Annotated in this window: 6 protein-coding genes; 3 read left to right on the top strand and 3 right to left on the bottom strand. The window is 71.5% G+C overall.

Annotated elements, in window-relative coordinates:
- Nucleotides 1-457 precede the first annotated feature (457 nt).
- A complete protein-coding gene (locus E9232_RS35345; protein WP_309802161.1) occupies nt 458-1,633 on the top strand; it encodes an MFS transporter in 1,176 nt (391 codons plus the stop codon).
- A gap of 209 nt (nt 1,634-1,842) precedes the next feature.
- Here the strand turns inward: E9232_RS35345 and E9232_RS35340 are convergent, their stop codons facing one another.
- Entirely contained in the window at nt 1,843-3,210 is a 1,368-nt protein-coding gene (locus E9232_RS35340) for a serine hydrolase domain-containing protein (protein ID WP_309802159.1), read from the bottom strand.
- Between the two features lie 67 nt (nt 3,211-3,277).
- Nucleotides 3,278-4,735, bottom strand: coding sequence for a rhizopine catabolism transcriptional regulator MocR (gene mocR / locus E9232_RS35335; protein ID WP_309802157.1), 1,458 nt, complete (start codon nt 4,733-4,735; stop codon nt 3,278-3,280).
- A gap of 184 nt (nt 4,736-4,919) precedes the next feature.
- Between mocR and E9232_RS35330 the strand changes: the two genes are divergently transcribed.
- On the top strand, nt 4,920-5,819 hold the full coding sequence (locus E9232_RS35330) for a LysR family transcriptional regulator (protein ID WP_309802156.1): 900 nt from the start codon (nt 4,920-4,922) through the stop codon (nt 5,817-5,819).
- A gap of 136 nt (nt 5,820-5,955) precedes the next feature.
- Nucleotides 5,956-6,705 carry a glucose 1-dehydrogenase gene (locus E9232_RS35325; protein ID WP_309802154.1) on the top strand — a complete coding sequence of 250 codons (750 nt, stop codon included), beginning with the start codon at nt 5,956-5,958 and terminating at the stop codon, nt 6,703-6,705.
- A 113-nt stretch (nt 6,706-6,818) separates the two neighbouring features.
- On the opposite strand, the gene E9232_RS35320 is transcribed toward E9232_RS35325, so the two are convergent.
- Nucleotides 6,819-8,372, bottom strand: a complete 1,554-nt coding sequence (locus E9232_RS35320) for a calcium-binding protein (RefSeq protein ID WP_309802152.1) — start codon at nt 8,370-8,372, stop codon at nt 6,819-6,821.
- Nucleotides 8,373-8,555: the final 183 nt, after the last annotated feature.

Raw genomic sequence — 8,555 nt, 5'->3', positions numbered from 1 at the left:
CCATACCTCGCACACAAGGCATGGAGATACCTCGCCGAACCACCTCGAAGGCGACGACACCAGACACAATCACTCTTATCTTAGCGCCTATGCGGCTTGACCGGGCAATCCAGGGGCCACCAAGAGCCGCTGTGGCCGCCCCTGGATGCCACCCCTCGGACTTGATCCGGGGGCAAGCCGTGGCATGACAATAAAGAGCCGGGGCTCCGGATTTCGATCCACGCCGCCCTCAGCCTCTCGCAGCCGCCGGATTTGCCCGGGCCGCGGCGGGGTGCTGCTATTCCATCATTGCTGCGCCCGGACGGGCGGCCGGCATGGCCGGTTCCGATCCGCGTCGCCCCCCATCCGTGCTGGCCCCAGCCGGGTTGATCCCGGGGTCGGCCCGCGCACCCTCCCCCTGACGGCCCGCCGCGGCCCCGCTTCGGCCGCCCCCCAATTCCGTCGAAAGCGATGATCGATGCGCGCGATCCTGCTCGTGCTCGCCCTGTCCGTCTGCCTGGTCGGGGCGGTGGAGTTCATGCTGGCACCGATGCTGGCGCCGCTGGCCGACGCCTTCGCCGCCACCCCGGAGGCGGCGGCGCGGCTGGTCTCGGCCTATGCCCTGGCCTATGCCGCCGCCGCACCCTTCGCCGGGCGGCTGGCCGACCGCATCGGCCGGCGCCGGGTGCTGCTGCCGGCGCTGCTGCTGTCGGCGCTGGACGGCGTTGCCCTGACCCTGGCGCCGACGCTGGAGGTCGCGATCGGGCTGCGGCTGATCGGCGGCCTGGCCTCGGCGGCGCTGATCCCCGGCGCCTTCGCCCTGGTGGCCGACCTGGTGCCGGCGGAGCGGCAGACCGCGGCGATGGGCCGGGTGGCGCTGGGCATGACCGCGGGCATCGCCGCCGGCCCCGCGCTGGCCGGGATCCTGACCGAGGCCTGGGGCTGGCGCGCGCCCTTCCTCGCCACCGCCGCCGTCGCGCTGGGGCTGTTCGCCGTCGCCCGCGCCGTGCTGCCCGCCGACGCACCGGCGTGGAACCGCCCACCAGCCCCGCCGCTGCGCCGACTGCTGCGGGCGGCGCTGCTGCGGCCGCTGCTGGCCAAGGCCGGGTGGCTCGGCGCGGCCGTCGCCGCCCTGCTGCTGTCGGGCGAGGTGCTGCGCGCCCGCCACGGCTTCGGCCCGGCGGCGGCGGGCGGCGCCACCGCCCTGTTCGCCCTCGGGCTGGCCCTCGGCAATCTCGCGGCCGGCCGGGTCGACCGCGCCCTGGGCGGCCCCGAGGCGGCGCTGCTGGCCGCCCTGGCCCTGCTGATGGCGGCAGTCGGCGGCTTCCTGCTGTGGCCCGGGCCGCCAGCCGTGGCGCTGGCCTGCCTCGGCCTGTGGGGCGTCGCCCTCGGCATCGCGGCACCGGCCAGCGGCAGCCTGCTGGTGCGGCGGGCGGGTGCCGCGGTCGGCACCGTGCTGGCGCTGGGCGAGAGCCTGAACAACGTCGCGCTGATGCTGCTGATGCCGCTGGCCGCAGCACTGCTGGCGGAAGGCGGCGCTGCCGCCGCGGCCCCGCTGCTGCTCGGCCTGCAGGCCATCGGCATGGCAGCGATGGCGCTGGACCGGCGGTGGCTGCGCGGGGTCACATCGACGGCGGTGCCCCACCGGCCGTGACCGCGATCGTGCGGGCAGGAGCTCGGTCCTTCATCATCTGCTGCACTTATCAAGATTCCGTGTTTCGAGGGGATTGCCACAGCATCTCTCAACGGCGACAGGGCCCCGACACGCAGAACAACGTCGTCAGCGCCACCACCCCGGTCGCGACCGACTTCGTCCCGTAGCAGCAACGGAAGACCGACGGCGCCCGCCCCCGGGCCATCGCCCTACCCGCCGTAGCGCTTCTTCATCTCCGCGGCCAGCTTCGCCTCCGGCACCAGCTTGCTGCCGGCGTACCACAGCTCCGTCGCCGCGCCCCTGCGGTCGCGCACCAGGCGGACATCCTCGCCATGGCTGTTGTAGCCCTGGGCGCGGGTGATGCGGCCCTCGTCCGGGCCGGCCGGCGTGATCTCGGCGGCGTCCAGGAACGGCGTCGCCAGCGCCGGGTCGGCCAGCAGCACCTTGCCGCCCATCGGCACCAGGTCGCCGGCCCGCCAGATGCTCCACCACCGCCCGGCCCAGCCTTCCACCTTGGCGGTCGGCGCGCCGTGCCGGGCGAAGGTCGCGAAGACATGCGCCACGCCCTCGGCCCAGGGGTTGGCCAGCCCGTCCACCGCATTGCTGACGACCGAGACCGCGAGATCGTGCCCCGGCAGCACCAGGGTGCGGCTGATGTATCCGGGGAAGGCGCCGCCATGGCCGAACCAGTCGAGGCCGGCGGTGCGGCCGCTCATGGTGCCGAGGCCATAATGCCGCTCCACCTCGGCGTCCGGGTTGCGCCATTGCGGCCGGGTCATCTCGCGCCGGCTGGCCACCGACAGGATGCCGCGCTTCGCGGCCGGGTCGAGCTGGCCGAAGAAGCGCGCCAGGTCGGCGGCGGTGCTGACGAAGCCGGTGGCCGAGGCCAGGGCATGGGTCGGGGTGTCGCCCGGGATCACCACCCGCCGGCCGAGCGGCAACTCGCCGCTGTGGCCGCTGGCCAGCGGCGTGGCGCCGGCCGCCGGCATGTCCGGCGCGGTCTCGGCGAGCCCGGCCGGTTCGACGATGGCGCGGCGGATCCAGTCGCCATAGGCCTCGCCGGTCACCGCCTCGATCACCAGGCCGAGCAGGCCGAAGCCGTGGTTGGAGTATTTGAACCGGGTGTTGGCCTCGATCGGCGTCGGCCGGGCCAGGGCGGCCCGCAGCTCACGCTGGTTCAGGAACGGCCGGCGGCCCATCCACTGGCCGGTGTCGTCGCCGTCGCGGGTGACGCCGGCGCTGTGCGACAGCAGCTGCGCCAGGGTGGCCGCCCCGACGCCGGGGTCGAGCCCCTCGACATGGCGGCCGGCCGGATCGTCCAGGCTCAGCCTCCCCTCCTCCCGCAGCTTCAGGATGCCGGCGGCGGTGAAGGTCTTGGAGTGCGAGGCGACGCGGAAGCGGTGCCGCGGCGTCAGCGCCGTGCGGCCGCCGAGCGCGGCGGTGCCGAAGGCCCGCTCGAGCACGATCTCGCCCTTCTCGGCGACGGCGACGACGCAGCCCGGCTGCCCGGTCGAGCGCAGCTGGAAGTCGAGCCATTGCGCGATGTAGTCGAGGGCGGCGGGCAGCCATTTCGCCATGGTTCGGATCCGCGGTTCGGGATGGGATGGCGCAGCCTGCCACGACGCGGCGCGGCTTGCCCACCCCTCACCCGCCGGCGGCCTCGCGGAACGCGTCCTGCAGCAGGCGCATGCAGCGCCGGGTCAGGGGTTCGTCGACCCCGGCATAGCCCAGCACCAGGCCCTGGCGCGGGGCGCCGTGGCGGTACTGGATCGACAGCGGCGCCAGGTTGACGCCGCGCGCCCGCGCCGCCGCGGCGACCCGGCGGTCGTCCAGCCCGTCGCGCAGCAGCCCGACCATCTGGATCCCGGCCTCGCCGGCCGACAAGGTCATCCAGTCGCCCAGCTGATCCTGGCACAGGCTGCGGAACAGCTGCCGCCGCACCGCGTAGATCCGGCGCATGCGGCGCAGGTGCCGGGCCATGTGGCCGCCGTCGATGAAGTCGGCCAGCGCCGCCTGCAGCAGCAGCGGCGCGAACTGGCCGGTGGTGCTGATGGCGTGGGCGATGCCCGCCGGCAGGGTCGGCGGCAGCACCAGGAAGCCCAGGCGCAGCGCCGGGAACAGGATCTTGGCGAAGGTGCCGACATAGATCACCCGGCCGGAGCGGTCGACACCCTGCATCGCCGGGATCGGCTGGCCCTGGAAGCGGTATTCGCCGTCGAAGTCATCCTCGATCACCCAGGCGTTGCGGCTGTCGGCGATCTCCAGCAGGCGCAGCCGCTGCTCCATCCGCATGGTGGCGCCGAGCGGGTGGTGGCAGGCCGGGGTGACATAGGCCAAGCGCAGCCTCGGGTCGGCCGGCGGGTCCAGCTGCCAGCCCTCGGCCCCGACGGCCAGCGGCAGCAGCCGCGCCCCGGCGGCGGCGAAGGCGGATTGGGCGCCGTAATAGCCCGGCTCCTCCATCCACACCGCGTCGCCGGGGTCGAGCAGCAGCCGGGCCAGCAGGTCCAGCGCCGCCTGCGCCCCTGTCGTGACCACGATCTGCTCCGCGGTGCAGCGCACGCCGCGGGCGGTCCTGAGATAGGTGGCGATGGCGGCGCGCAGGTCGGGGTGGCCGGTGACATGGTAGGTGCCGAACAACCCTTCGCGGGCGAAGCTGGCACGCCGCGCCAGCAGGCGGCTCCAGGTGGCGAAGGGGAAGTTCGCCGCATCCGGCATGCCGGGATGGAAGGCGAGATGGCCGGGCGCGCCGTGATGCACCGGCTGGCGCAGCATCAGTTCGCCGCGGGCCGAGACCGGCCGGGTCTGGCCGGGCGCTTCCGGGTCCTCTACCGCCTGGCCGGCCGGCAGGTCGACCACGGTCGGCCGGGCGCCCTGGCGGCATACGACATAGCCTTCGGTCACCAGCTGGTCATAGGCCGCGGTGACGGTGTTGCGGGCGAGGGCGAGATCCTGGCTGAGGCCGCGGGTCGAGGGCAGCGCCGTGCCGGCGGCCAGGGTGCGGTCCTGGATCAGGCGGCGCAGGGCGAGATAGAGCTGGCGGTGCAGCGCCACCGGCGACAGGCGGTCGAGCACCAGGGCATCGAGCGGAACGCTGCGGCGCATCGCGGCCCTCCCCGGCATCTGGCGCTGGGCCGGATTAGACCCCAACCGGCCGGCGGCGACCAGCGGCCAGAAGCGGGGCCGGCCGCGGCACGGGCCCGGTCCGGCGGTTGGTGCGAGCCAGCCTCGGTGATACTTTATATTCCCATGGGGAATGGGCGTGGCCGTTCCCGCGAGAGGAATAGGCATGGACCGGCTGACCGCGATGGAGGCCTTCGTCCGGGTGATCGAGACCGGCTCGTTCTCGGCTGCCGCGCGGCAGCTGCGGGTCGGCCAGCCGGCCGTGTCCAAGACCGTCGCCCAGTTGGAAAACCGCCTCGGCGTCCGGCTGCTGCTGCGCTCCTCGCACGGGCTGACGCCGACCGAGGCCGGCCAGGGCTTCTACGAGCGGGCCAAGCGCGCGATCGAGGAGGCCGACGAGGCCGACCTGGCCGCGCGCGGTGCCGGCACCGGCCTGTCGGGCCGGCTGCGGTTCAGCGCCACCATCACCTTCACCCGGATGCACATCATCCCGCGGCTGCCGCTGTTCCTGGCCGGGCATCCGGCGCTGACCATCGAGGCGATCCTGGACGACCGCAATGTCGACCTGATCGAGGAGGGGATCGATGTGGCGCTGCGCATGGGCGCCCTGGCGGATTCGACGATGACGGCGCGCCGGATCGGGCAGTCCCGGCGGATGGTCTTCGGCACGCCCGCCTATTTCGAACGGGCGGGCGAGCCCTCGACGCCGGCGGAACTGACGGGCCATCCGGCGGTGGTCTATGCTCAGGGCGGCGGTGGCGCGACCTGGACGTTTCGCCGGGAGGCGGCAGAGGAGACGGTCACGCTGAAGGACAGCGTGCGCGTCACCGCGGCGGAGGGCGTGCGCGAGGCGGTGTTCGCGGGGCTTGGCCTTTGCGTCGCCGCCGAATGGATGTTCCAGCCTGCGCTGGCCCGGGGCCTGGTCCGGCAGGTGCTGCCCGACTGGACCCTGCCGTCGATCGACCTGTGGGCGGCGTTCCCGACCGGCCGCCGCGCCAGCGCCAAGGCCCGCGCCTTCGCCGACTTCGTCGAGGAACAGCTGCGCGGCACCGGCTTCGGCCTGTAGCGGTCTCGCCTCGACTTTGTATTCCGGCTGGGAATGCAGGCTATTCCCGTCGCCGTCCTACCTGATCGCCGCCGCCCGCGTCATCTGCTGCACACCGGCCGGGTATCGAACCGGCCCGCAGATGAGGAAACCGACCATGTCGAGACTAGAGGGCAAGATTGCCGTCATCACCGGCGGCAGCAGCGGCATCGGGCTGGCGACGGCCCGGCGCTTCGTCGACGAAGGCGCCCATGTCTTCATCACCGGCCGCCGCCAGGCGGAGCTGGACCGGGCGGTCGGGCTGATCGGCCGCAACGTCACCGCGGTCCAGGGCGACGTCTCCAGGCTGGACGACCTCGACCGCCTCTACGCCACGGTGGCGGAGACGAAGGGCCGGATCGACATCCTGATGGCCAATTCGGGGGTGGTCGAGCACCGGCGGATCGGCGAGGTCAGCGAGGAGCATTTCGACCGGACCTTCGGCATCAACGCCCGCGGCCTGCTGTTCACGGTGCAGAAGGCGCTGCCGCTGATCCGCGACGGCGGCTCGATCATCCTGGTCGGATCGATCGCGGCGGTGAAGGGCATGCCGGCACACGGCACCTACAGCGCCACCAAGGCCGCGGTGCGGTCCTTCGCCCGGACCTGGACGCTGGAGCTGAAGGATCGCGGCATCCGGGTGAACACCCTCAGCCCCGGCCCGATCGACACACCGATCATCGACAGCCAGGTGGCGACCCGGGAGGCGGCGGACAAGCTGCGGTCGGATTTCGCGGCGATCATTCCGCTCGGCCGCATGGGCCGGGCGGAGGAGCTGGCGTCCGCGGCCCTGTTCCTGGCCTCGGACGAAAGCAGCTTCGTCGCCGGCATCGACCTGGCGGTGGATGGCGGCATGGCACAGGTGTGATCCGCAAGGCGGCGAACGCAAAAAAGCCGGCCAGCCATTGAACCGTGGCCGGCCAGCGGGAGGTGTTGGAGAAATTAGCCCGGACGCCGACGCGGCGTCCGGGCCGATATCGGTTAGAGCACGAAGTCCGCCGCCGTCAGCGCGTGGTCGGCATAGACGTTGATGGCGAAGTCGATGAACTTGTCGCCATTGACGTCGACGCCCACCAGCTGGACACCGTTGATATCCACCACCTTGATCTCCCCGGGCTGGCCGGAGAAGCCGCCGGGCGCGCTGCTGAAGTGGAAGGCGGAGTTGCCGTTGCCGCTGTTGCCGTCCGCGTCGATCGCCGACAGGTCGATATGGTCGCCGGTCGTGAAGTCGCCGATCGAGTCCTTGCCGGCCGCAGCCACCGTGCTGTCGCTGACCGAGAGGTAGACGAAGGTGTCGTTGCCGGTGCCGCCCCGCAGCAGATCGCCCCCAGCGCCGCCGGTCAGGATGTCGGCGCCGGCCCCGCTGGCCAGCTGGTTGGCGTTGTCGTCGCCGGTCAGCACGTCGTCATGGGTCGACCCGACCACGGTCTCGATGCCGGTCAGGGTGTCGCCCTGGGCGTCGCCGCCCGAACCGAGGCCGGTGGCGAGATTCACCGTCACCGCGGCCGACGAGTTGCCGTAATGGGCCACGTCGACGCCGGCGCCGCCGTTCAGCGCGTCGGCCCCGACGGACCCGATCAGGGCGTCGTTGTCGTCGCCGCCATTGAGCTGATCGTCGCCGGTGCCGCCGAAGATCGTGTCGATGCCGGCATCGCCGAAGATGACATCGTTCTCGCTGCCGCCATCGATCGAATCATTGCCCGTGCCACCATGGATGGTGTCGGTGCCCTGACCGCCGACCAGCCGGTCGTTGCCGGTGCCGCCATCGAGGCTGTCGGCGCCGTTTTCGCCGTTCATGGCGTCGTCGCCGCCATTCCCGACCAGGACATCGTTGCCGTTCTCGCCACCGATGATGTTGCGGTTGTCGTCACCGCTCAGATGATCGGCGTTGCTGGACCCGTAGAGGTTCCCGATGTTGGTCAGGACGTCGCCCTGGGCATCACCGCCGGAGGCTGTGTGATTGAGCAGATCGACGGTCACCGCCGCGGCGGAGCCCTGGTAGTTGGCGATGTCCACGCCCGTGCCGCCGTCGAGATGGTCGGCGCCGGCGCCGCCGCGCAGGGTGTCGTTGCCGTCGCCGCCGAGGATCGTGTTGTCCGAGGCGTTGCCGTAGAGGCGGTCGCCGAAATCCGAGCCGGTGAGGTTGGTGATGCCGGCAAGCTGGTCGCCCTGGGCGTCGCCGCCGACGCCAACGGAAACCCCGTTCAAGTTGATGGTGATGCCCGCGATGCTGATAGACACGTTGTCCTGGACGGTCCCCAGATCAACCGTCACGCCGGCAGTCGAGCCGGCATAGGTCGCCGTGTCGACGCCGCCCAGGAGGAACGTGCCGATACCGAGGTTGATGGTCAGGATGCCGCCGAGCATGACGTCGGCGCCGGACCCGCCGTTGATGACGTCATCGCCGAGGTAGCCGACTAGGAGGTCGTCGCCGGCGAGGCCCTGGAACGTGTCGTTGCCGAGGCCCAGCAACGCACCGAGCAGCTGAGGGTTGGGCAGGCTGTCATTGCCAGCCGTGCCGACGAAATTGGTCATGAAATGGTCTCCGTGGAAATTGGAAACTGGCGTCACTCTGCCAATCGTTCGGAGGCTAGCATACAATCGTATTGAGATGCATTTAAAATCACTTTTTCTCGTATTTTCGCCAATTGTTATATTGTTACAGGAATATGGTAATTTTCTTTCATTCCGGAATAACAATCAATTCTGTGGCTCGAC

Source organism: Inquilinus ginsengisoli, assembly GCF_031453975.1.
GTDB lineage: Bacteria > Pseudomonadota > Alphaproteobacteria > DSM-16000 > Inquilinaceae > Inquilinus > Inquilinus ginsengisoli_A.
Note: the sequence above shows the minus strand (reverse complement) of the source record. Positions and strands in the feature narration are given on the sequence as shown.

Excerpts from the sequence above, each read along its gene's own strand:
- E9232_RS35345 (WP_309802161.1), top strand. The coding sequence starts at position 458 with ATGCGCGCGATCCTGCTCGTGCTCGCCCTGTCCGTCTGCCTGGTCGGG.
- E9232_RS35340 (WP_309802159.1), bottom strand. The coding sequence starts at position 3,210 with ATGGCGAAATGGCTGCCCGCCGCCCTCGACTACATCGCGCAATGGCTC.
- mocR (WP_309802157.1), bottom strand. The coding sequence starts at position 4,735 with ATGCGCCGCAGCGTTCCGCTCGATGCCCTGGTGCTCGACCGCCTGTCG.
- E9232_RS35330 (WP_309802156.1), top strand. The coding sequence starts at position 4,920 with ATGGACCGGCTGACCGCGATGGAGGCCTTCGTCCGGGTGATCGAGACC.
- E9232_RS35325 (WP_309802154.1), top strand. The coding sequence starts at position 5,956 with ATGTCGAGACTAGAGGGCAAGATTGCCGTCATCACCGGCGGCAGCAGC.
- E9232_RS35320 (WP_309802152.1), bottom strand. The coding sequence starts at position 8,372 with ATGACCAATTTCGTCGGCACGGCTGGCAATGACAGCCTGCCCAACCCT.